This is a genomic window from Novosphingobium sp., assembly GCF_027486195.1.
Classification (GTDB): Bacteria; Pseudomonadota; Alphaproteobacteria; order Sphingomonadales; family Sphingomonadaceae; genus Novosphingobium.
Genome location: NZ_JAIXPP010000016.1, coordinates 88,867 through 110,598, shown reverse-complemented (window position 1 = coordinate 110,598; position 21,732 = coordinate 88,867). Strand labels below are relative to the sequence as shown.

Annotated in this window: 34 protein-coding genes; 28 read left to right on the top strand and 6 right to left on the bottom strand. The window is 65.4% G+C overall.

Translation table 11 applies throughout. The features are described from left to right. Positions 1-21 precede the first annotated feature (21 nt). From Q0071_RS03675 to Q0071_RS03665, 3 genes are read right to left on the bottom strand one after another with little or no spacing between them, the layout of a single operon-like run. A complete protein-coding gene (locus Q0071_RS03675) occupies positions 22-1,647 on the bottom strand; it encodes an SGNH/GDSL hydrolase family protein (protein WP_298165409.1) in 1,626 nt (541 codons plus the stop codon). After that, positions 1,644-1,955: a hypothetical protein gene (locus Q0071_RS03670; protein WP_298165407.1), complete on the bottom strand. Its 312-nt coding sequence runs from the start codon at positions 1,953-1,955 to the stop codon at positions 1,644-1,646. Before Q0071_RS03670 ends, Q0071_RS03675 begins: the two co-directional genes overlap by 4 nt. Further along, entirely contained in the window at positions 1,955-2,293 is a 339-nt protein-coding gene (locus tag Q0071_RS03665; RefSeq protein ID WP_298165406.1) for a hypothetical protein, read from the bottom strand. The genes Q0071_RS03670 and Q0071_RS03665 overlap by 1 nt, the downstream gene beginning before the upstream one ends. A 142-nt stretch (positions 2,294-2,435) precedes the next feature. Here Q0071_RS03665 and Q0071_RS03660 point away from each other — a divergent pair, with 142 nt between their 5' ends. The 13 genes from Q0071_RS03660 to Q0071_RS03600 all read left to right on the top strand — a co-directional run bounded on the left by Q0071_RS03660 (position 2,436) and on the right by Q0071_RS03600 (position 12,495). Next, positions 2,436-3,338: a baseplate J/gp47 family protein gene (locus Q0071_RS03660; protein ID WP_298165404.1), complete on the top strand. Its 903-nt coding sequence runs from the start codon at positions 2,436-2,438 to the stop codon at positions 3,336-3,338. A 3-nt stretch (positions 3,339-3,341) separates the two neighbouring features. Beyond that, positions 3,342-3,986: a phage tail protein I gene (locus Q0071_RS03655; protein WP_298165402.1), complete on the top strand. Its 645-nt coding sequence runs from the start codon at positions 3,342-3,344 to the stop codon at positions 3,984-3,986. Next, entirely contained in the window at positions 3,964-5,391 is a 1,428-nt protein-coding gene (locus tag Q0071_RS03650) for a hypothetical protein (RefSeq protein ID WP_298165400.1), read from the top strand. Before Q0071_RS03655 ends, Q0071_RS03650 begins: the two co-directional genes overlap by 23 nt. 24 nt (positions 5,392-5,415) lie before the next feature. Continuing rightward, positions 5,416-5,634, top strand: a complete 219-nt coding sequence (locus Q0071_RS03645; protein WP_298165398.1) for a hypothetical protein — start codon at positions 5,416-5,418, stop codon at positions 5,632-5,634. 78 nt (positions 5,635-5,712) lie between these two features. Beyond that, on the top strand, positions 5,713-6,264 hold the full coding sequence (locus Q0071_RS03640; protein ID WP_298165395.1) for a phage baseplate assembly protein V: 552 nt from the start codon (positions 5,713-5,715) through the stop codon (positions 6,262-6,264). Further along, on the top strand, positions 6,261-6,623 hold the full coding sequence (locus Q0071_RS03635; RefSeq protein WP_298165393.1) for a GPW/gp25 family protein: 363 nt from the start codon (positions 6,261-6,263) through the stop codon (positions 6,621-6,623). The genes Q0071_RS03640 and Q0071_RS03635 overlap by 4 nt, the downstream gene beginning before the upstream one ends. Before the next feature lie 19 nt (positions 6,624-6,642). Further along, entirely contained in the window at positions 6,643-7,755 is a 1,113-nt protein-coding gene (locus tag Q0071_RS03630) for a phage tail sheath subtilisin-like domain-containing protein (RefSeq protein ID WP_298165391.1), read from the top strand. A gap of 43 nt (positions 7,756-7,798) precedes the next feature. Next, the gene (locus tag Q0071_RS03625) at positions 7,799-8,308 is read left to right on the top strand and encodes a phage major tail tube protein (protein ID WP_298165387.1); all 510 of its coding nucleotides are present in this window, start codon (positions 7,799-7,801) and stop codon (positions 8,306-8,308) included. Positions 8,309-8,382: 74 nt separating this feature from the next. Next, the gene (locus Q0071_RS03620) at positions 8,383-8,730 is read left to right on the top strand and encodes a phage tail assembly protein (RefSeq protein WP_298165384.1); all 348 of its coding nucleotides are present in this window, start codon (positions 8,383-8,385) and stop codon (positions 8,728-8,730) included. Further along, positions 8,730-8,855, top strand: a complete 126-nt coding sequence (locus Q0071_RS03615; RefSeq protein ID WP_298165382.1) for a GpE family phage tail protein — start codon at positions 8,730-8,732, stop codon at positions 8,853-8,855. Before Q0071_RS03620 ends, Q0071_RS03615 begins: the two co-directional genes overlap by 1 nt. A 15-nt stretch (positions 8,856-8,870) precedes the next feature. Then, complete coding sequence (locus Q0071_RS03610; RefSeq protein ID WP_298165380.1) at positions 8,871-11,090, top strand: phage tail tape measure protein; 2,220 nt, start codon at positions 8,871-8,873, stop codon at positions 11,088-11,090. Continuing rightward, complete coding sequence (locus Q0071_RS03605; RefSeq protein WP_298165378.1) at positions 11,090-11,464, top strand: phage tail protein; 375 nt, start codon at positions 11,090-11,092, stop codon at positions 11,462-11,464. The genes Q0071_RS03610 and Q0071_RS03605 overlap by 1 nt, the downstream gene beginning before the upstream one ends. Before the next feature lie 2 nt (positions 11,465-11,466). Next, positions 11,467-12,495: a contractile injection system protein, VgrG/Pvc8 family gene (locus Q0071_RS03600; RefSeq protein ID WP_298165376.1), complete on the top strand. Its 1,029-nt coding sequence runs from the start codon at positions 11,467-11,469 to the stop codon at positions 12,493-12,495. Here the strand turns inward: Q0071_RS03600 and Q0071_RS03595 are convergent, their stop codons facing one another. From Q0071_RS03595 to Q0071_RS03585, 3 genes are read right to left on the bottom strand one after another with little or no spacing between them, the layout of a single operon-like run. After that, on the bottom strand, positions 12,496-12,774 hold the full coding sequence (locus Q0071_RS03595; RefSeq protein ID WP_298165374.1) for an excalibur calcium-binding domain-containing protein: 279 nt from the start codon (positions 12,772-12,774) through the stop codon (positions 12,496-12,498). It lies immediately after the preceding gene. Continuing rightward, positions 12,771-13,289 carry a hypothetical protein gene (locus Q0071_RS03590; protein WP_298165372.1) on the bottom strand — a complete coding sequence of 173 codons (519 nt, stop codon included), beginning with the start codon at positions 13,287-13,289 and terminating at the stop codon, positions 12,771-12,773. The genes Q0071_RS03595 and Q0071_RS03590 overlap by 4 nt, the downstream gene beginning before the upstream one ends. Before the next feature lie 9 nt (positions 13,290-13,298). Then, positions 13,299-14,117 (bottom strand): XRE family transcriptional regulator, encoded by an 819-nt coding sequence (locus Q0071_RS03585; RefSeq protein WP_298165464.1) that lies wholly within the window; start codon positions 14,115-14,117, stop codon positions 13,299-13,301. 37 nt (positions 14,118-14,154) lie between these two features. Between Q0071_RS03585 and Q0071_RS03580 the strand changes: the two genes are divergently transcribed. The 15 genes from Q0071_RS03580 to Q0071_RS03510 all read left to right on the top strand — a co-directional run bounded on the left by Q0071_RS03580 (position 14,155) and on the right by Q0071_RS03510 (position 21,732). Continuing rightward, positions 14,155-14,502, top strand: coding sequence for a YdaS family helix-turn-helix protein (locus Q0071_RS03580; protein ID WP_298165370.1), 348 nt, complete (start codon positions 14,155-14,157; stop codon positions 14,500-14,502). Then, complete coding sequence (locus tag Q0071_RS03575; RefSeq protein ID WP_298165368.1) at positions 14,499-14,954, top strand: hypothetical protein; 456 nt, start codon at positions 14,499-14,501, stop codon at positions 14,952-14,954. The genes Q0071_RS03580 and Q0071_RS03575 overlap by 4 nt, the downstream gene beginning before the upstream one ends. Continuing rightward, on the top strand, positions 14,951-15,118 hold the full coding sequence (locus tag Q0071_RS03570) for a hypothetical protein (protein ID WP_298165366.1): 168 nt from the start codon (positions 14,951-14,953) through the stop codon (positions 15,116-15,118). Before Q0071_RS03575 ends, Q0071_RS03570 begins: the two co-directional genes overlap by 4 nt. Next, positions 15,115-15,513, top strand: a complete 399-nt coding sequence (locus tag Q0071_RS03565; protein WP_298165363.1) for an ogr/Delta-like zinc finger family protein — start codon at positions 15,115-15,117, stop codon at positions 15,511-15,513. Before Q0071_RS03570 ends, Q0071_RS03565 begins: the two co-directional genes overlap by 4 nt. Before the next feature lie 106 nt (positions 15,514-15,619). Next, positions 15,620-18,337, top strand: coding sequence for a toprim domain-containing protein (locus tag Q0071_RS03560; protein WP_298165362.1), 2,718 nt, complete (start codon positions 15,620-15,622; stop codon positions 18,335-18,337). Between the two features lie 15 nt (positions 18,338-18,352). Next, entirely contained in the window at positions 18,353-18,583 is a 231-nt protein-coding gene (locus tag Q0071_RS03555; protein WP_298165360.1) for a hypothetical protein, read from the top strand. Beyond that, a complete protein-coding gene (locus tag Q0071_RS03550; protein ID WP_298165358.1) occupies positions 18,583-18,891 on the top strand; it encodes a hypothetical protein in 309 nt (102 codons plus the stop codon). The genes Q0071_RS03555 and Q0071_RS03550 overlap by 1 nt, the downstream gene beginning before the upstream one ends. Next, positions 18,888-19,391 (top strand): hypothetical protein, encoded by a 504-nt coding sequence (locus Q0071_RS03545; protein WP_298165356.1) that lies wholly within the window; start codon positions 18,888-18,890, stop codon positions 19,389-19,391. Before Q0071_RS03550 ends, Q0071_RS03545 begins: the two co-directional genes overlap by 4 nt. Then, the gene (locus Q0071_RS03540) at positions 19,388-19,525 is read left to right on the top strand and encodes a hypothetical protein (RefSeq protein WP_298165355.1); all 138 of its coding nucleotides are present in this window, start codon (positions 19,388-19,390) and stop codon (positions 19,523-19,525) included. The genes Q0071_RS03545 and Q0071_RS03540 overlap by 4 nt, the downstream gene beginning before the upstream one ends. 121 nt (positions 19,526-19,646) lie before the next feature. After that, positions 19,647-19,883 (top strand): hypothetical protein, encoded by a 237-nt coding sequence (locus Q0071_RS03535; protein ID WP_298165353.1) that lies wholly within the window; start codon positions 19,647-19,649, stop codon positions 19,881-19,883. After that, positions 19,873-20,145, top strand: a complete 273-nt coding sequence (locus tag Q0071_RS03530) for a hypothetical protein (protein WP_298165351.1) — start codon at positions 19,873-19,875, stop codon at positions 20,143-20,145. Before Q0071_RS03535 ends, Q0071_RS03530 begins: the two co-directional genes overlap by 11 nt. A 21-nt stretch (positions 20,146-20,166) precedes the next feature. Further along, on the top strand, positions 20,167-20,772 hold the full coding sequence (locus tag Q0071_RS03525; RefSeq protein ID WP_298165348.1) for an Nmad5 family putative nucleotide modification protein: 606 nt from the start codon (positions 20,167-20,169) through the stop codon (positions 20,770-20,772). Next, positions 20,769-21,017: a hypothetical protein gene (locus tag Q0071_RS03520; protein ID WP_298165345.1), complete on the top strand. Its 249-nt coding sequence runs from the start codon at positions 20,769-20,771 to the stop codon at positions 21,015-21,017. Before Q0071_RS03525 ends, Q0071_RS03520 begins: the two co-directional genes overlap by 4 nt. Next, positions 21,014-21,520, top strand: coding sequence for an ASCH domain-containing protein (locus Q0071_RS03515; protein WP_298165343.1), 507 nt, complete (start codon positions 21,014-21,016; stop codon positions 21,518-21,520). The genes Q0071_RS03520 and Q0071_RS03515 overlap by 4 nt, the downstream gene beginning before the upstream one ends. Next, positions 21,517-21,732, top strand: coding sequence for a hypothetical protein (locus tag Q0071_RS03510; protein WP_298165341.1), 216 nt, complete (start codon positions 21,517-21,519; stop codon positions 21,730-21,732). Before Q0071_RS03515 ends, Q0071_RS03510 begins: the two co-directional genes overlap by 4 nt.

The window sequence follows — 21,732 nt, the reverse complement described above, 5'->3', positions numbered from 1 at the left end:
GTTCGCAAGGTCCATCTGTCATTAAACGCGCGCGGCAAATGGTTGTTCGCCAGCAACTAGGCAGGCCTGATCAACCTTGATCACATGTGTCCCACTCGCCGTACTACCAATATTCCCGTAAATTCGAACAGAAAGCCCGGTGAGGTCGGCAGGAAGCTTCGCAGTTACAATCACCCATCGGAAACCGTCAGATTGATTTACGGTCTGGATTGAACCTCCCGAAAGATACTGCAGCTGCCCTTGTGCAGCACTTTGCGCGATGACCCCGATGCGACCCAAATCAAAATTGGTCGTTTGGGTATCAGCCCATAGCTTCACAGCGAACGTCACGGTTCGACCGTTTAGCCAAAGCACCTGCGTGCCGGTCAGGGCTTGAGCCATATAAGCTGCTGCTGTGCCCGCAGTAGGGGTTAGCTGCACACTGTACCGCTTGCGATCGTCGGAGAAGTTTGTGGTGTCTTGAGAAAATGTGGGTGAGCCCACTGCGTTCCAAGAGTCGGGAACCGCAGTCGTTGTGGTCCATTGCTCAAAAGCCGGGTTAACCAGAAAGTTTGCATTGCCGGCGGACTGCTGAAAATGCGCGACCGCCAGCCTTGATGGCGCAAACGGGACAGCATTATCCCACCACTTCATGAGCATCGGGACGTACAAATTTGCGTTTGCCCAATCGCTCTGGTGAAAGATATCACCATCGTAATACAAGTTTGGCTTACCAGCAGCGTTGAAGGCGGAAAAAACAGTATCGTCGATAGCCGTGTCGCACCGCCTAGCGGCTTCAATACAGGCGGGCCTATAAGAGGAGTCGCCAGTCTCGCTAGGCGAACCCGTTTGCACGGGATGTTGTGTTGTGAGTAGAATCGGCGTGCCAGGATTTAGTGCGCGATACTGCTCGATCGCCGCCACGTACAAGCTTGTAATGCGGAAAGTCTGCGCAACACCAGAGGGTGGCGAGGATACGAAAAATCCAGCCATGTTGATACCGTGCGCAATAACAAGCGCGTCAGCCGGCGCCGATGCAGGTCCGATCCGCCAAAACTTGCCCATGAAGTAATTGGGAATCGTGCCGCCGACGGTGAACTGCGTCAAATCCCAAGTCAGGGCGGGCTGCGTTGTCACTGCGAACATCGTGGTGGAAGTGATGGCAGGCATCGGCGCTGCACTGAGTGTCCATGTTGAACCGGAGCCGGAGGCGATATAGGTGCCGAACGGAAGCCCCGGCGCGATAATCGTTTGACCAATCGCCAAAGTCCCGGACGCAACGCTGGTCACATTCATGGTGCCGCCAGTCGTGATCGACGCGGTGAACGTTACAGCGGGGGAATACCCGGTGCCCCACTGAAGAATAGGCGTTGAACCCCAGATGGCACGAGCGCGGTTGCTGTTCCAGACGATGCGACGAACCGTGTAGGATGCGGGAATGCGGCCCTGCGCGACCATCTGGTTCTGCCACAAAGCAGGATAGCGCACCGAATTTGTCGGGGAAACGTCCGTTCCTACACTGTCAAACCCAGTGGAGTCCGTCCAAAATACGATATTGCAGCTTAGGCCAGCAGCCATCATCTGCTTGATCTTGTCGAACGGGTTGTTGCGGGAAACCGCATCAAGGCGCGCTAAACTAGCCCGCCGCCGTGCCTGAGTGTCCCTCATGCGCCAGCCCTCCGCGTAAGGGTCGAGCCGGCACCCGCGCTGAAAAGCAGGTAGCCGCCACCGTCCAGGCTGTAGATGCCCGCAGCCGTGATGGTGCTGTACGAGTTGCCCTGCTGGTCATATGCCAGCACATCCACGTAGTCGGTCCCGTTGAGGGAGCGCCGCGGCTGATAGGCGACCGAGGGCGTGCCGACGAACTGCACCTCTACATCGCTGTAGTCGCGCACATCCCACGCAGTGCCTGGGCTGGCCCAAGCGCCTGGAGAAATGCCAATCGGTGCAATGGGATAACCAGTCGGGTTGGGCATCAGATAATCTCCGCTGCGGCTGTGCCGGTGAAGGTGGCGCGGATCGCCACCGCGTCGTTGCCGAAAAAGGGGAAGGCGATGACGGGCGAGCCCGAAACCGTCGCTGTGAACACCGCCGCAGAGGTTGTTCCGCTGCCGTCTTCGGCGTTGTTGGCATCAATCGTGACCGTGCCATTCCCGGTGAGCTTGAGGCGCGGCCAGCCAGTGATGAACTTCCACGTTCCTGCCGTGAGAGCGCCCGGAAATTTAGGAGCAACCAGCGCTGCTACGTGCGGTGCGATCGCCGAACGGAATGCGGTAGCATCGGCGCCGCTCAGGGTTTCGATGGCTTTGGGCAAAGGGCGCTCCGACGAGTTGACTTGTTCGCTGGCCGGTCATCGCCGCTAGGTGCGGCTTCACGCCATGCTGCCGCGTTGTTGCTATGTGCTGCACAACGCGCGGGCCTAGGCGCGCGGGCCTTCCCCGGCGGAAACAGCCGCCATGGCAAGCAGCACTGACAGTTTCACCGGGGTCGACCTCAGCCGTCTGCCCGCACCCGATGTGATCGAGGCGCTCGACTTCGAAACCCTGCGCGCCGCGTGGATCGCGGACTTTCAGGCCAAGTTTCCCGCCTTCGACGCCACGGTGGAAAGCGATCCAGTCGTGAAGCTCTGCGAGGTGGGTGCCTACCGCGAACTCATGCTGCGCCAGCGGGTCAACGATGCCGCCCGCGCCGTCATGGTCGCCTATGCGCGCGGCAGCGATCTCGATGCGCTCGGCGCGCTGTTCGAGGTCGAACGCTACATCCTCACCCCGGCCGATCCCGGCACGGGCACCCCCGCCGTGCTCGAAAGCGATGAGGATTTCCGCCGGCGCATCGTGCTAGCGCCCGAAGGCTATTCGGTCGCCGGGCCATCGGGAGCTTACATCTTCCACGCGCTGGGCGCCTCCGCCGATGTCGCCGATGCCAGCGCAACCAGCCCCTCGCCGGGTGAGGTTGTCGTCACGATCCTTGCCCGCAGCGGCGATGGCACGCCGTCTGAAGGCCTGCTTGAGACCGTGGAGGCTGCGCTCACCGCCTCCACCGTCCGCCCGCTCACCGATCACGTCACCGTCGCCGCCGCCGAGCTGCTGGAATTCACGATCGAGGCGACGATCACTTTTCGCGCCGGGCCAGACAAGGCCGTGGTGCTTGCCGCCGCGCAGGCAGCCCTTGATGATTATCTCGCCGTCTCGCGCCGTCTGGGCCGCTCGGTCACCCGCGCGGGGATCATCGCCGCTCTGTTTGCCAGCGGCGTCCAGAATGTCGCGCTGGCCGATCCTGCCGATGATCTGGTGCCCACCGCGCTGCAGGTGGCCATCTGCACCGACATCACCATCATCGATGGCGGCACGGCGTCCTGATCGATGCCGCCCGCCCCCTCCATCCTGCCGCCGAACAGCACCGCGCTCGAACTGGCGACCGATCTGCTGGCCGCACTGCGGCTCGATGGCATCGGCTCCCCGCTCCGCTCGCTGTGGTCCGCGCAGGATTGCCCGGCAGACCTGCTGCCCTGGCTCGCCTGGGCGCTTTCGATCGATCAGTGGGATCCGGCATGGCCCGAACGCACCCGGCGCGCTCGCATTGCGCAGGCCATCGCTGTGCAGCGGCGCAAGGGCACGCTCGATTCGGTGAGCCAGGTGATCGGCACCTTCGGCGGCAACATCACCCTGCGCGAATGGTGGCAGACCACCCCGCCCGGCCCCCCGCACACCTTCGATGTCACGCTCTCCCTGCCGGCGGAAAGCGAAGGCACCGCGCCTTCCTCCGCGCTGGTCGATGCTGTGGTCGCGGAGATCGAGGCGACCAAGCCGCTGCGCAGCCACTTCACCTTCACGCTCGCCCAGCGTGCCCGCGCGGGCATTGGCCTGCGCGCGGTCTCGCGCCCGGTAACGTACGCGCGCCTCGCCGTGGCAAGCCCGGTCGATCCCGCGCCCGCGCCCGCCTTCTCCCTCACTCTCAGAGGCATGCCGCTGTCCCTCGGCGGCGATGTCCTCACCTTCGGAGCCTGACATGCCGCTCAACCTGATCGTGACCGATGAAGGCCGGGGACGGCTGCTTAATGCCCAGCTCACCGGCACCGATGCTGTCACCATTGTCGAGGCCGGACTTTCCGCCAGCAGCTTCACCGCCAACCCCGGCATGACCGCGCTGCCGGGCGAGATCGCGCGCGTGGCAACCGCGGGCGGCACCGCAACGGCGGAGGACACCATCCACGTCTCGATCCGCGACGATGGCAGCGCGGCCTACAGCCTGCGCTCCTTCGCGCTCTATCTCGATGATGGCACCCTCTTCGCGATCTACGGCCAGCCCGCGCCGATCCTGGTGAAGACGGCAGACAGTGCCGCCCTCATCGCGGTCGATTGCATCTTCGCGGACATCAGCTCCGCCGAGCTCTCCTTCGGCGCCACCAACTTCCTCGATCCCGACGCGACCACCACCCGCAAGGGCCTGATCGAGATAGCCACCAATGCAGAGGCGCAAGCCGGGGCCGATACCGTCCGCGCCGTCACCCCCGCCGCGCTTGCCGCCGCGCTCCTGCCTCTGCTGCTCGCACGCGATGGCGCGGGCTCGGGCATCGATGCCGATCTGCTCGATGGCCAGCAGGGCGCATGGTACGCCGATATCGCCGCCCGCCTCGGCTTCACCCCGGTCAACCGCGCGGGCGATACAATGACCGGCCAGCTTGCGCTTGTCGGCGATCCGACCCTTGCCGCCCACGCCGCGCGCAAGGCCTATGTCGACAACATGGTCGCCGCCGCCGCGATCCTCGCCCGCCTGCTCACCGTCGATGGCGCGGGCTCCGGCCTCGATGCCGATCTCCTCGATGGGCAGCAGGGCGCATGGTACGCCGATATTGCCGCCCGCCTCGGCTTCACCCCGGTCAACCGCGCGGGCGATACGATGACCGGCCAGCTCGCGCTTGTCGGCGATCCCACGCTACCCGCCCATGCCGCGCGCAAGGCCTATGTCGACAACATGGCCGCCGCCGATCGCATTCTCTTCAGGCTGCTAACCGTTGATGGCTCTGGCTCGGGCCTCGATGCCGATCTACTCGATGGCCAGCACGCCAGCGCCTTCGTGCCGCTTAGCGCCTTCAGCACCGGCAGCAACGCCAACGGGCGCTGGTGGAGGATGCCGGACGGCGCGGGCAACACCGTGCTCGAACAGCACGGCCGGGGTACGGGGACGAGCGGCCAGCAGACGGCCACCATCACCTTTCCCAGCGCGTTCTCCAGCACCGACTATGATCTCCAGCTCACCGCGATCATCCCCGGCGTCGGCGATTACGATAACTTTGTGCAGGAGGTTGATGGCACCCGCACCGTGAACGGCGTCACCGTCTATGCGCAGGACCCCTCCAGCGGCGGCTCCGGCAGCCTCTCCGGCTTCCGCTGGCGCGCCAAGGGCTATTGATCATCCAACGAAAAGGGCGAGACCATGAAATTTACGATCGGCAAGTTCGACGCGGCAGAGCGCTCCGTCCCCGTCACCTTCAGCCACAACGGCGTGCGCCATAGGCGCTCGGTCAATGCCACCCTCACCGATGCGGGCACCTATGATGCCGAAGCCACGCGAGAGACGGTCGCCCAGGTTGCAGACGGCGTGGCCTACAAGATCGACATCGGCGCCATCACGGCGGAAGCCGAGGCCGGTTAGCGCCCTGCTGGTTGTGCCCCCCGGCATCACAACGCGCGCGGGTGGCGCGGCGGGCCGGGCTCGGTCTTTGTGCGCCTCATGCGCAGCCCCGAATCCACCCCCAGCGATCCTGACGAGCTGATCCGCTTTGGCCGGATCGCCTCGGTCGATCTCGTTGCCGCGCGTTGCACCGTCACGCTTGATGAAGATGGGGCTTCGGGTGAGGCGGTGACCGGGCCGATCCGCTGGCTGCATGGCCGCGCGGGCGGGATCAAGGCATGGTCGCCGCCCAGCGTGGGCGAGGAGGTCATCCTGCTCTGCCCCGGCGGCGCCATCGGCAACGCCGTGGCCATGGGCGGGCTTTCCAACAACGATGCTCCGCCCGCCGGTGCAACGACCACCGCCATCATCACCTTCGCCGATGGCGCGGCGCTATCCTATGATCCGGCGGCGCACGCCCTCACCTTCACCCTGCCCGGCGGCGGGACCGTTGCGATCACCGCGCCAGGCGGCGTGACGATCGAGGGCGATGTCAGCATAACCGGCACGCTCACCGCCAGCGATGATGTGCTGGGCGGCGGCAAGAGCCTCAAGACCCACACCCACGGTGGTGTCTCGGCGGGCAGCAGCCTGACAGGCGCGCCGTCATGACCTCGCTGACAGGCATGGACCGCAGCACCGGCAAGGTACTGTCCGGCGATGCGCACCTCGCGCAGTCCATCGGCGATATCATTTCCACGCCGCTCGGCACCCGCCCGATGCGCCGCGACTATGGCTGCCTGCTTCCCGAGCTGCTCGATCGCCCACTCACCCGCGCCACGCGCCTCCTCGCCTCGGTCGCCATCGCCATGGCCGTGGCCCGGTGGGAACCGCGCGTGATCGTCCGCAAGGTCGAACTCGGCGGCGAACTGGTGCTGGGGCAGCTCAAGGTCACCATCATCGCCGCGCGCGCCGATCAGGCTGCCAACGCCCTCACCCGCCTCACCATCCCGCTCTCGCCTTCCACCTGAAACCCCACAGGAGCCCGTCATGCTGCACGGCATCAAGACCAACGTCCTCACCGAAGGCACCCGCGCGATCGCGGATAGCTCGACGGCCGTCATCGGCCTGATCGGCACCGCGCCGCTCGCCGATGGCGACGTGTTCCCGCTCGCCACCCGCGTGCTGATCACCGATGTGCGGGCAGCACTGGCCGATATCGGCACCACCGGCACGCTCCCCGCCGCGCTCGCCGCTATCGCCGATCAGGCCAGCCCGGTAATCGTGCTGGTGCGCGTGGCAGTCGATGCGGATCCGGCAGATCAGGCGGACCTTGTCATCGCTGGTGCCGATCTCCTGCTTTCGGCGGAAACCCAGCTCGCCGTGCGCCCGCGCATCATCGGTGCCCCCGGCCTCGATACCGCGCCGGTTACCGCGCATCTGGTCACCGTGGCCAAAGCGCTGCGCGGCATGGTCTATGCCGCCGCGATCGGCGCGAATGTCGCCGAAGTCATCGACTATGCCGCAGACTTCGGCGATCGCGAGCTGATGCTCATCTGGCCGGAGTTCACCGGCGGCTTCGCGGGCGATGCCGTGGCCCGCGCGCTCGGCCTGCGCGCCCAGATCGACCAGACGCAGGGCTGGCACAAGACGCTCTCGAACGTCGTGGTCGGCGGCGTCACCGGAATCGCAACGGACGTGACTTTCGATTTCCAGAGCGAGACCACCGATGCCGCGCTGCTCAACACCGCAGGCGTCACCACCCTTGTGCGCTTCGGCGGCGGCTTCCGCTTCTGGGGAAACCGCACCCGCAGCGAGGAACCGCTCTTCGCCTTCGAAAGCGCCACCCGCACCAGCCAGGTGATCGCGGATGAAATCGCCTATGGCCTCGCCTGGGCGGTGGACAAGCCGATGACCGCGCGCCTCGTCCGCGACATCGTCGACACCATCAACGCCCGCCTGCGCAAGTTGGTGAGCCAGGGGCGGCTGATCGGTGCAAAGGCCTGGTACGATCCCGCGCTTAACAACCCCACCGATCTTGCGGCCGGCAAGCTGGTGATCGATTATGATTTCACCCCCGCCGCGCCGCTCGAAGGCCTCGAGCTCAACCAGCGCATCACCGATCGCTACTACGCCAACCTCGCCCAGCAGGTCGCTGCGTAAGCGGCCCCGCGCGAAGTCCCCACCCCTTTTCGGAGCATAGGCCATGGGTTTCCCTTCCAAGCTGAAGAACCTCAACTTCTACATCGATGGCTCCGGCTATCTGGGCGAGATCGAGGAGGTCGAACTGCCCAAGATCATGCTCAAGGTCGAAGATTTCCGGGGCGGCGGCATGATCGGCCCGGTCGATATCGACATGGGGCTCGACAAGATCGAGCTGGGCATCACCATGGCTGGCCTGATCGCAGGCGCGCTCCGCCAGTTCGGTGCCCCCGCCATCGATGCCGCGCTCACCCGCTTCGCCGGTGCCTACCAGAACGACCAGACCGGCGAAGTCCAGGCGGTGGAAATCGCCTGCCTCGGCCGCTGGAAGGAAATCGACTGGGGCAACGCCAAGGCGGGGGACAACACCCAACACAAGTACAAGCTCGGCTGCAGTTACTACAGCCTCACCGTCGACGGCGTGCAGTGGATGGAGATCGATCTCGTCAACGCAATCTTCGTGGTCTTCGGCGTCGATCGCTACGCCGAGATCCGCGCCGCCATCGGAGCGTAAGACCTTCCTCCCGGTGGCTGGCGGGCACGCCGGGAGGGAGACCTTCCGCCCGCTGATCTGAAAGGCCCGCTGCCATGACCGAACCGACAACCGCGCCACCCGCTTCCCCGGCTACCGCCACGCTGCACCTGCAGTATCCGATCCAGCGCGAGGGCGGCGCGATCACCCAGCTGACCCTGCGCAAGCCAAAGGGCGGCGAGCTGCGCGGTCTCAATATTCAGAGCCTCATGGTGGGCGATGTATCCAGCGTCATCGCCCTTCTGCCGCGTATCTCCATGCCGATCATCACCGCCCACGAAGCCGCCCAGCTCGAAGCTGAAGACATCGCGGAGGCGGCAGGGACCATCCATCTTTTTTTCGTGACCTCGGCTCAGAAAACTCTGATCGAAGAAGCGATGGGGGCCTCAGCGCCGAGAGCATGATGGCCGATATTGCCGCTGTCTTTCACTGGCCGCTAAGCGAGATGGCGGCGCTGGATCTGGCAGACCTGATGATGTGGCGCGGCCTCGCCATCGATCGCTGGAACCGCATGCACGCGCCGGAATAGAAAGGATTGAGGTCGGTGGCCGACAACAAGCTCTCGCTGATCGTGTCGTTCGTCGGGCAGGACAAGCTCTCCGGCGCGCTGCGCAGCATCATCGGGCTGGGCCGCACCGGCACGCAGGCGCTGCGGCCCATGTTTGCCGAGGCGAAGAAGCTGAAGGGCGAGATGGCCGAACTCGACCGCGAGATCGCCAAAGCCACCGGCAACGTCACGCCGCTGATCAACCGGCAACGCGCGCTGGCCGATGCCATGGCGCGCGTGAACACCCAGATCGAGCGACAGAAGCGCATCAACGTGATCGACAACGAAAGCGCCCGCATCGCCTCGCGCGGGCAGGCCCTGCGCTCGCAAGGGGCATCAAACGTCATCGGCGGCGCCAGCCTTTCCGCGCCTTTCATTCTGGCCGGATCGGCTGCCATGGATTTCTCCAGCGGCATGGTCGATATCCAGCAGAAGGCCGAGCTCTCCAACGCCGAGACGGCACAGATGGCGCGCAACATCCTTGCCGCCGCCCGCGCCGCGCACCAACTGCCGGAAAACTTGCGCGGCGGGGTCGATGTGCTCGCCGGCATGGGCCTTGATCCGCGCCAGGCTGTAGACATGATCGGCCCGATCAGCCGCCTCGGCACCGCCTTCAAGGTCGATATCGCCGATGGCGCGAACGCCGCCTTCTCGAACCTCAACAACCTGAAGGTGGGCCTCGCCGATACCGGCCGCGCGCTCGATATCATGGCTGCCGGCGGCAAGGCGGGCGCGTTCGAGGTGCGGGATATGGCGCAATACTTCCCTGCGCTCACCGCATCGGCCCGCGCGCTGGGACAGCAGGGCGTAAGCGCCGTGGCCGATCTCACCGCCGCGCTACAAATCGCCCGGCGCGGCACCGGCGATTCCGCCACCGCCGCCAACAACGTCCAGAACCTGCTGGCCAAGATCAACAGCAAGAGCACCGCGCAGGCCTTTCAAAAGAACTTCGGCGTCGATCTGCCCAATGCCCTGAAGCGCGCCTATGCCGAGGGGAAGACCCCGCTTGAAGCCATCGCCGATATCACGAAGAAGGCCACCGGCGGCGATCTCTCGAAGCTGTCGTTCGCGTTCGAGGACATGCAGGCGCAGGGCGCGCTCCGCCAGCTCATCCTCGATATGGGCGATTATCGGAAGATCCGCGAACAGATCTCGACCGGGGCCGCCGGCACGGTCGATGCCGCCTTCCGCCAGCGTGAGGCGCAGGATGCCAGCATCGCGTGGCAGGCCTTCAAGGGCAGCGCCTCCGAGCTGGCGATCACGCTCGGCAACACCGTCCTCCCGGCGGGGACTCGAGTCCTCGGCATGGTCAACAGCCTGATGATGGGCGTGGGCCAGTGGGCGCAGGCGAACCCGAGGCTGGCCAGCGGCCTTACCACGCTGGTCACCGCGCTGATTGCCACCCGCATTGGTTTCGGCGCGCTGCAATATGTGCTCGGGGCCGCGCTGGGGCCGTTCTCCACCCTTTGGGGCGTGGTGATGAAGTGGCGCGCACTGGGCTCGCTCGCGGCCGTCTTCCCGCAGGTGGCGCAGGCCTTCGGCGTGCTGCGCATGGCAGCGCTGTTTATGGCTCGCGGCGTCATGCAGGCAGGGCTCATGCTGCTGGCTAATCCGATGATCCTGGCTATCGTCGCGATCGGCGCGGCCGTCGCCCTCGTGGCCTATCTGGTCTATTCGAACTGGGGCAAGATCCGGACCGCGTTCGCCACCGGGTGGCAGTGGGTGAAGGATACGCTCTCTGCCGCGCCGGGCTGGCTGTCCAATCTGGGCTCCATGATGATGAGCGGCCTGCTCTCGATGATCGATCCCTTCGGCCTGCGCAACCGGCTGCTGGAGGTGGCGCGCAACGGCGTGAACGCCTTCAAGGCTTTCTTCGGCATCAAGTCCCCCTCGCGCCTCATGATGGCCATGGGCGGGCACATGACAGCCGGTCTGGCCTCCGGCATCGATCAGGGCGGCAGGACCCCTCTGCGCGCCATGGGCCGCATGGCGGGCGCCGTGGCAGGTGCAGGCGCGCTCACCCTCGCCGGGCCGTCCTTTGCCTCTCCTGCAGCTGCTGGCGGCGCTGGCGGGGCACGCGGCGGCGCCGCACCGATCACGATCCAGATATACCAGCAGCCGGGTGAAGATCCGCAGGCGCTGGCCGAGCGCGTCGCCCGCCTGCTCGATCGCCGCCAGGGCCGCGCCCGCCGTTCCAGTTATCAGGACGACTTCTGATGCTCGCTGCCCTTGGCCTCTTCGTTTTCGATACCGACACCACGCTGTTCGAAAAGATGCAGCGCGAGCGGGATTGGCGGCACCCGCGCACCGATCGCTTCGGCGCGCGGCCGGCGGCGCAGTTTGCCGGGCCGGGTGAGGACCGCGTCACCCTGTCCGGCACGCTGGTGCCCGAGCTGGTGGGCGATTATTACGCTCTCGAAACCCTCGCCCAGATGGCGGCAGAGGGCGAGGCTTGGCCGCTGGTCGATGGCTACGGCAACGTGATCGGCACCTTTACGATCGAGCGGCTCACCGAAGACCGGGGCAACCTCCTCGATCGGGGTGAGGCGCGCCGCAACGACTTCACCATCGAACTCAGCCGGGTCGATTGATCGTGGCAAGCCTGCCGGATCAGACTGCAGCTTATGTCCAGCCCCGCGCCGCCTGGCGCGTCACGCTCGATGGGCAAGACCTCACCGCCACCTATGCCCCGCGCCTGCTGTCCCTGCGGCTCTCCGAGAAGCTGGGCGAGGAAGCGGATGAGCTGGAGATATCAGTCGACGATAGCGACGGCCTGTTCGCGCCGCCGCCGCAGGGCTCCATCCTCACAGTGGCGCTGGGCTGGGACCGGGGCACGCTGGTTCCCACCGGGCTGGTCGACAAGGGCAGCTTCACCGTGGATGAGGTGAGCTGGGATGGCCCGCCGGACAAGGTGATGATCACCGCCCGCAGCGCGGACCTGAAAGGCGATTTCCGCAAGCGCAAGACCCGCATCTGGCAGGGGCAGACGGTCGGCGCGGTCATCGGCCAACTCGCCGCGGACAATGGCCTCCAGCCCCGCTGCCACCCCGATCTCGGCGAACGCGGCGTGGGCGTGGCAGAGCAGCACAACAAGTCCGACATGCAGTTTCTGCGCGATCTCGGCCGGCATCACGATGCGGTGGCCACGGTCAAGGCGGGCTGCCTCCTCTTCGCCCCGCTCGGCAGCGCCACCACCGCCACCGGCAAGGCCATCCCCGCCGCCGTGATCCCGCGCAGCCGATGCGCCGAGGCGAGCTGGCGCCGCGCGAGCCGCGAGAAGGATCAGGACGGCGCCGAAGCGCAGTGGCATGATTCCGACGAAGGCAAGCGCAAGACCGTGCGCGTGGGCGGGACACGCAAGAAGCGGCTCAAGGGGATCTACGCGAGCGAGGAAGATGCAGCCACCGCCGCCCAGTCCGAATTGGGCCGCCAGAAGCGGGCCAGCGCCACGCTGGAAGTCACCCTCGCCTGGGGCAACCCGCTGCTTACCCCCGGCACGCCCATCGCGGCCACCGGCTTCCGCGCCCACATCGACCGGGAAATGTGGCAGATCGCCAGCGCCGATCACACAATGGATTCTAGCGGCCTGAAGACCCGGCTGAGCATGGAGGTGGCGGGTTAGCTACTCGCAGGCGATCCCGTCGCCATCGCGGTCGAGGCGGCGCGAATAGCCGCCATCGCCCTCGCGCAGCGGCGCGGCACCAGCAGCACGGGCGGCAGAGCAGTTTGGATAAAAGGCATCGCGATCACCGCTTCCGCCACTTCGCGCATTGCCGCCACGCGCCCCGCGCCCGCTGCGCGGCTTGTCTCCGCTGTTCTTTTTGCGCGGCCGCGCCAGCGCATCCACCGGCATGGTCAGCGCTGCGGCAATCAGCCCGACGATGATGGCGCGTCGATTCATCTAATGGCCGCAGCAATGACGAGACCGCAAAAATGCGGGGAATCGGCGACAAAGACGCTCCCCTCCTGGCAACTCTTCAAAGCAGCTTCCGCGCTCGCGCCTGATCCGTCGTCATAGGTTTCGGCCAGCTCAAGCACTGACCCGCCACCGGGTTCGAACGACTTGATCGCATCCAGAGGAATGTTGATGGTGCCGAAGCGATCCGGCGCAGGATCGCCCTCGTGCAGCGGCTTGCCATACCTGACATCGAAAACGACACGCTGTGTTTCGTTGGTCGGGCCGGGCACGCCAGACTTGATTGCCAATACTACTGGTTCGATCAACATGGCCGTCTCTTTGACAGCTGATCCTTCGAATGCTCTGGCTTCCTGCTCGATGCGAACATTGATGTTCGGACCAGTCACCTTTACGTCGCGCACCCCAGGGGATGATCCAGAGATTGTCGCTGGCCCGGAACTGCAAGCGGCAAGCGCAAAAGCAGCCGCAGCAGACCAGACAACACGAAAATCGATCATCCCTTCCCCTCACAGTTTCCGCGTGAAAGCCACCACCCGTCCGATCAACTCCACCTCGCCATCGTGCGAGGTCTCCTCCGGCACCGCCTGGTTATCGGAAAGCAGGCGCAGCCCGCCTTCCGGCGTCGGCCGCAGCCGCTTGACCATGCCGAGCCCGCAATAAGAGAGCGCCCAGATCTGGTCGGACATACTGAGAGACCTCTTTGAAAGGTCGAGCAGCAGCGTGTCGCTATCGAGCAGCGTCGGGGTCATCGAATCTCCGACGCCTTGCACCCAGGCAAGATGTTCCGGCGCAGCCCTCGTGAACTGGCGCAGCCACTCGCGCGGGAAGTAGCGCACCCGCTCGGTCACCGGCACATCCAGGAACGTCGCCCCCATGCCGAACGCAAGATCCAGCTCGCGTACCGCGACCATGCCCAGCTCGGCAGCCTGTTCGGCCAAGGCGGACTCTTGCCCGCTTGGAAAACCACGAAAGCCGAGCCGCTTGTCCTCTGTACCCTTTGCCGGGGCGAGCTGTTCGGGCTTTTGAAGCCGGTTCTCGATCACGCCGGCGCGCATGGCCGCCAGCGTATCCTCGCTGATTTGCTCGCCCTCGACGTCGACCATATCAATCTTGAGATCGGTGACGCCGAGCAGCCAATTCAGGTTCACCGCGAGGTTGTTGGCGATCTTCGGCAGCAGCCGCGAATTGCGCGAATCGCCGGTCAAGATCTTGCTGATCGCGCCTTGCGTGCAGCCGATCGCCGAGGCCAGCGACTCCTGCGACACGCCGATTTCATCCATGCGCGCGGCGAGCCGGTCAGCCGTGATCGAGCGTGTCTTTGCCATCTTCACAACCCTACTCATGGCAGTCGGGCGCGGAACTATGAGTTTCGTATTGACCGTGTATGATTTTAAGAATATCAATCTTTGCATGACGCCCGTAGAAGCCCTTCGCCGATGCAAAGACCGTGCCGGTGGGCAGGTCAAAATGGCGCTCGATCTCGATGTTTCGCAGCCCAGCATTTCGCGCTGGGTGAACGGGCACGGGATGATCCCCGCCGAACTCGTGCTGGTCTGCGAGCGCATCTACGGCGTGTCTCGTCATGATCTGCGTCCCGATATCTATCCGGCGGATGCACCCGCTGCGCCCCCTGCCTGGCGCGGGGTAGATCAGGGAACTGAGCGCGTCTCTTTCAATCGGAACAGCGGTTTGCAGGGGCAGGCGGCATGACCAAGCGCCGCGAGCCTCTCACCTTCCACCGGGCGCTCACGGTGATCGCGGCGCGCATCGGTTGGGACAAGTGCGCCATGCTGGTGGGCCGCAGCGAGCGGCTCGTGCGCATGTGGTCTGATCCCGATGCAGACAGCGAGATTTCGATCATCGATGCCCTGCGGCTTGATAGCGCCTTCCTCGCCTCGGGCGGCGATCATGCGCCGTTCCACCAGGTCTTCACGCTGCAGCTCGAACTCGCCACGCGCGATGCCACTTGCCCCGATCTCGCCATCGCAGCCGGCCGCGCCGCGCGCGAAAGCGGAGAGGCGATCAGCGCCCTGATCGATGCCGCCACCACCAACGATCCCGCAAAGCGCCGCACCGCGCGGCGCGAAGCGGAGGAAGCGATAGAGGCCCTGACAGACGGCATAGCCGCGCTCGATCGGCATGGATTGGGAGAGGGCCAGTGACCCCCATCAAGCGTACAACGCTCCGCATCATCCCCTTCAATGGTGCGTGGGCCATGTTTGCCCGGCAGCGTCTCGCCAGCCAGATCCGCGCCGCCTATGCGCAGAAGCGGATCTACAGCGCTGGGTGGCTCCGCCGCCGCGCCAAGCCCCGGTGGAGGGGATGAGCGCGATGGGGGGAGCCTGGGACACTCACGAGAGCATCGGCGTTGAGCCCGCGATCGTGGAAATCACCGATATCGCCGATCAGCCGAGCAAGTCAGGCGCGCTGCGCTGCCCGCATTGCTCCTGCATCGGTCGCCGCCGCACGAGCCGCGAGATCACGCCGACGCACCGCGAGATCTACTACCAGTGCAGCAACATGTTCTGCGGCCACGCCTGGCGCGCCAGCGAACATTACGACTGGGGCCTGACCCCCAGCGCGATACCGAACCCCAAGGTCGATCTGCCCTTGCGCGTCCCCACCCGGCAGGAGGTGCTCGAAATGCTGCGCCCCGCCGGTGATCCTGCGCAGCCCGAACTCTTCGGCCCCGCTTCCAATCCCTTCGAACCGCCCGGCTAAGCCCGGCCCACCTTCCCACCAAGCCCGCCAACCCTGCCGCCCACCGGACCCCGCTTCCGGTGACGCCCTCCCTTTGCCTGCCGCTTTCCTGAAAGCCCCATTTTTCATGCGCGACGATATCCGCACCGAAGTCCTGGCCAACATCAAGCGCGACTATAAGTTCGACGCGGAGAAGGGCGATTGGCTGCAGAAGGGCCGCTGCCCCCAATGCAACAAGCGCGAGCTTTATACCTCTGCCACCAAGCCCTGGGTGCTTCGCTGCGGGCGGCAAAACCGCTGCGGGTGGGAGGGCGAGGTCCGCGACCTCTATCCGGAGATCTTCGACAACTGGTCGAACCGTCACCAGCAGACCGAGACGAACCCCAACGCCGCCGCCGATGCCTATCTCAGCCATGCGCGCGGCCTCGATCTGCGCCTCCTGCGCGGCAGCTATTCGCAGGAAACCTATGTCGACCGGGGCCGCAACCTGTCATCGGCCACCGTGCGCTTTCTCCTCCCGGGCGGCAGCCACTGGGAACGCCTGATCGATCAGCCCGGCCGGTTTGAAAAGAAGGCCCATTTCGCGTGGGGCAAAAAATACAAGGGCCAATGGTGGCAGCACCCCGCGCACACGATCGACCAGCTCGCCGCCGCCAAGGAAATCTGGATCGCGGAGGGCATTTTCGATGCCGCCGCGCTGGTGCAGGCCTTCGGCGGGGCCGAGTTGCACGATGCGGGCCTCGCCGCCGTTTCTGCGATGTCGGTGAACAACTTTCCCGAGATCGCGCTGGATGCCCTGCGCAAGGCCATCGCCAACGGCCCCAACCCAACCCACCAGCCCCGCCTCGTCTTCGCATTCGATATCGGCAAGGCGGGCGCGGACTTTACCCGCAAATACGTCAAGCGCGCGCGCGATGAAGGCTGGGAGGCCACCGCCGCGCAGCCCCGGCCCGAGGGTGAGGACGACAAGCTCGACTGGAACAACCTGCTGGTCCGCGAGCGGCTGACGAAGAAGCACCTCGAGGAATACCGCCAGAACGGCGCGGTCCTGATCGCTGACACAGCCTTCGAAAAGGCCTTCATGATGTGGCGGCAGCGGGAGCGCAGCAGCTTCCCGCTCATCTTCAACAACGAAATGTATTGGGCGGAATTCAGCCCAAAGAAGATCGCCGACACTGTCAAGGAACTGGCAGAGAACGACCCGACGCGCGATAAAGATGAGTTGCGGCAGGAAGCGGCAGAGACGGCCGGCCTAGTCGCCCGGATCTGCAACGCCAGCTTCCGCACCCTCTACTTCCAGCGCAACCCCGCGACCGAGGAATCGCTCTACTACCTGCGCATCGACTTCCCGGTCGACAAGCCGCCGGTGAAGGCGGGCTTCTCCGGCGGCGCGATGTCCGCCAGCGCCGAGTTCAAGAAGCGCATGCTGTCCTGCGCATCGGGCGCGCTGTGGCGCGGCACGGGTGAACAGCTCGACCGAATTCTTGAGGCGCAGACCCGCAAGCTCAAGACGGTCGAGACGCTCGACGCAACCGGCTACGATCCCAAGCGCCAGGTCTATGTCCTCGGCGATATCGCGGTGCGCAGGGGCCGCGTGTTCGAGCTTAACGATGAGGACTTCTTCGAGTTCGGCGATTGCTCGCTGAAGTTGGCGACCAGCGAACGCATGCTGCGCATCAATTACGACAGCCAGCAGGTGCCTACCGATTGGTTCCCGCTGGTGATCGATGCCTTTGCCGAGAACGGCCTCATTACCGTCGCCTACTTCGTTTTGAGCCTGTTTGCAGTTCAGGTTCGCCTTGAGACCAAGAGCCTCGGGTTCCTTGAAATGTCCGGCCTGCCCGGCACCGGCAAATCCACGCTGATCATGTTCCTGTGGAAGCTGCTGGGCCACGGGCATGATGATTACGAAGGCTTCGATCCCAACAAATCTACCAGCGCCGGCATCGCCCGCACGCTCGGCAAGGTCTCGAACCTGCCGGTGGTCTTCCTTGAAGGTGATAGCCGCGATGAGGCCACCCACGGCAAGAAGTTCGAATGGGAGGAGCTGAAGAGCCTCTACAACGGCGGTGCCACCCGCACGCGGGGCGTGAAAACCGGGGGCATGGAAACATTCGAGCCGCCGTTCCGCGGATCGATCGTGATCGCCCAGAACAACACCGTCAATGCCACGCCCGCCGTGATGGAACGCATCATGGGCCTGCATTTCGACAAGTCCCGCTTCAGCCCGGAAACACAGCGCGCCGCTGAAAAGCTGGAGCAGCTGCACGAGGAAGAACTCTCGGGGTTCATCATCCACATGCTGCGGCGCGAGGAGGAGTTCCTCAAGATCTGGCGCGATTGCTACCCGCGCTATCGGGACGAACTGCAGAACATCACCGGCGTCAAAAACGTGCGCCTGCTGCGAAACCACGCCCAGCTCGCCGCCGCGCTCACCGCAATGCGCTGCATCCTGCCGATCTCCGAAGGGCTGCACCGCGCCGGCCTCGAATTCATCGCCGAGATGACGCGCCAACGGCAATTGGTGACATCGAGCGAACACCCGGTGGTCGAGAAGTTCTGGGCGATCTTTGATTACCTGGTCGAGATCGAGCCGCCCGCGATCGAGCGCCCGCTCAACAACAGCCGCAAGCCCGAGAGCGAGATCGCGGTCAACCTGCCGCAATTCTTCGAACGCTGCCGCGCGCACGGCCAGACCCCGCCGAGCGAGGACGATCTGCGCCGCCACCTGAAGGCCAGCAAGGGCCGCAAGTTCATCACGCAGAAGAGCGTGAACAGCCCCAGCGGCAAGTTCTTCCACTGCTGGGTCTTCCAGCGCCCGCTCTCCGAAAACCCGGTCATCTGAAGAAGGAGCATACCGATGCGACCTGCCCCGAAACATGCCCTGATCATCCCGAACATCCCCGCCTTCGAATGCGGTTGTGGCACCGTCCACAACAGCGCCGATGGCAAGCTGCCGGTGGGCTGGACCCAGCGCACGGGGCAAGTCTGGTGCACCGATTGCACCCGGCTCGGCATCCCCACCCGCACGATCCTCGCCGGCGGCTATCCGCGCCGCAACCGGCCTGCACCGTCGAAGAGTGCCGCGTGATGGCCCGCGCGCTGATCATCCCGCGCCTTTGCGCAGCCGCCGCACCTGCCGGCTTCCCCTACAACCATCGCACGCTGGCGGAGACGGATGCCTCCGATCCGGCGCGCTGGCGCGAGGTCAATGCCCCGCACTTCGATGCGCTTCACGGCCCTGAAGAGCGCAACTTCGAAATCGACGGCAACAGCCATGCCAGCACGCGCGATTTTGCCGAGCGCATCGCCAATGCCCGGCAGTGGCGCATCGACAACAAGCCGTTCTTCGATGCCCTCTATGGGCCGGAAGCGGCCTGCATTTGCGGTGCGGCATGAACGCCCCGGTCAACAGCGGCGAATTCCACATCGCCGGAGATCCCGCCGCGCTCGAAAGCTGGCCGGTCTGGCCGTCCACCGCGTTCGATTATGCCGCGCTCCTCGCCCAGGCTGAAACCAGCCTTGCACGGCGCGAACAGGCCTATCCCGAATGGATCCGCAAGGGCCTGATCGCGGGTGACGCGGCAGAAGCCGATATCGCCGCCTGGCGCCTGCTGGTCGCCGAATGGCGCTGGATCGTGCGGGAAGAGGGAGAGCTGCCCCCGCCGGCATCGATCCACGCCCGCCGCGCCGCCGTCGACCTCTCGATCGAGCGCATCGAGGCCGAGGCGCGCCGCCGCCACAGTGCCGAGCTCGCCGATCAGGCCGCGCTTCTCCACGGCCTGCGCTGGCACCTTGCGCGCACCGATGGGCTCATCCCCCGCGTCCACCGGATGGCCGCGATCACGCGCCTGCTGCGGGCCGATGCGGCCAACTTCATCGAAAGGAAAGCCGCATGAACGCCGCCGGCATCCAGCAGGCGGGCAAGCTGCTCGCCTTCGCACTTCTCCTCTTCACCGTGCTGCACTTCGCCGAACGCATCATCGCGGGCGTTGTGCAGTGCCCCAGCCTTGGAGCCTGCCCGTGGCGCTGATCCCGATGGAACCCGAACCCCGCCCGCACCGCTGGCGCTTCGTCGCCGTCTATGTGGTCCTCATGCTGCTTGCGATGGCGATCGGCGCGACCGGTGGCCTGCTCGACATGTGGGGGCAGCCATGAAGCGCCAGATCCCCGTTCCCATCCAGAACGCGCGCCGCTGCGAACTCTACGAACTCAATGCCCAGCGCATGCTGACCCATGCCGAAGCGGCCGAGCTGCAGAGCCTCGAACACCGGCTCTACATGCGCGTCTGGCACCAGCAGCAGCGCGATGCCGAAATGGCCCATCGGGCAAAACTGCAAGCGCAGATCGTCGCGCAACGGGCTGCCGGGCCAAGGCGTCATGTCGCGTGAGCGTCTCACTCAGGCCGAACGCTGGCGCCGCCACCGCGCCGCCTTCAATCTCGCCCTCGAATTGCGCTGCACGCCGGCAGAGGCCGAGCAGGAACTGCAGCGCCGCGAGGCCCGCGCGAAGTGGGAAGCCAGCAACGCCCGCCTGCAGGCCAAAATGAACGGCCACCCGCCACCATGGCCACCGCACGCTCCACGGCCCCCTGCACCGCCACCATCCCCTCCAAGGCCCTACGAACCACCGCCCTGGATGCACTTCGACTGACCACCACGAAAGGACCCGCCAATGTCTCGCATCACCAACCAGATCCGTCAGGCCATTGCGCTCGATCTGCTCGACCTCCGCTTCACGAAAACGGGCGAGGAGCTGCTCGCCGAAAACGCTCAACTCTTCGAGCTTGCCTACTGCACCCGCTACGCATCTGAGGTGCGCGGGCTGATGGAGAAGCTCCAATCAGCCAGCGGAAAGAAGGCGCTTCGCACTAGTACCAAGATCGAATGCCGGACATCTTCCGGCTACCGGATCACGGTCGGCTCAATCCGCCTTGGAACGGAAAAGTGGGCTGTTCGTGGCGAGGGGGTCTGGCGACCGATCTTCGAGCAGCATTGCAACACACCCCTGTTAGTCGATGCAGAGACCGAGCTTGATGCCCGACTGCAGAAGTTCGCCACAGACCAGCAGGCATTTGTCGATGCGATCAGCAAGGCGCACGCCGAGGCGATGGCCGCATTGAACAGCATCAATACGGCAGCGCAGATGGAGAAGGTCTGGCCCGAGGCATTGCCCTTTCTTTCAAAGCACCTGCTGCCCCCGGCAAAGCCCAACCTCCCCGCAGTCCAGTTCCAGCACCTCAACGCCGCGTTCGGCCTGCCGGTCGAGGTGGCGGCATGAAGCGCGCCCCTTGGAAGTGGTACGCCTGCATTGAGGGCGAAGCCGATGAATGCGGCTACGAATCCGACAGCAAAGAGGCTGCGATTGCCGCCATCGCTCGGGACTTCGAACCCGGCACAGTGATCGAGGTGCTGGAGGCGCGCTTCTCTACCGCGAAGAAGTACGAAGGGCATGACTACGTGCCCTTCATCGCCGTGCGCAACCGCGAGACGATCACACTTGGCTTGCGCGAGGTGGCGGCATGAAGGCTCTCACCATCTGGCAGCCGTGGGCGAGCCTGATCATCGCTGGCGCCAAGCCCTATGAATTCCGGGGCTGGCGCCCGCCGCGCGCGACCGTCGGCCAGCGCATCGTGATCCACGCCGCCGCGCGCAAGATCGATCGGGATGAAGTCTGCGCGCTCTACCACATGCACGTGCACCGCGAGGCGGACGAAGAGCTCGAGCAATACGCTCGCGAGACTTGCCTGATCACCGACAAGGCCCTGCCCGTGCTGCGCCAGATGCTGCTCGGCAAGGATCCGCTCCCCATGGCCTGCGGCATCGGCACCGCCGTGGTGGGTGAGCCGCGCCTCGGCACCGCAATCGCCGAGGAATTCGGCGTCCCTCGCGCGAACGATTCTGGCCGCGACGAACACGCCAACTGGGGCTGGCCCATGCTCGAAATCGAAGCCTGGCCCCACCCCATCCCCATGCGCGGCGCGCAGGGCCTCTGGAACTGGCCCGAGCCGGAAGGGGTGCTGGCATGAGCAACAAGCCGCCCACCGATTACTTGAAGGCCATCAAGCGCATCGCCACGCAGGAGGGCCAGCTCCGCGCCGCGCGGCAGGAGCGCGAGGTGGCCATTCGCGAGCGCGAGGTGGCCGAGCGGCAGGTCCGCTCCCTCACCCACGAACTGCAAGCCGCACGCCGCGAAATCGCGCGCCTGCAGTCCCTCTCCCCCCGCCAACAGAGAAACTGA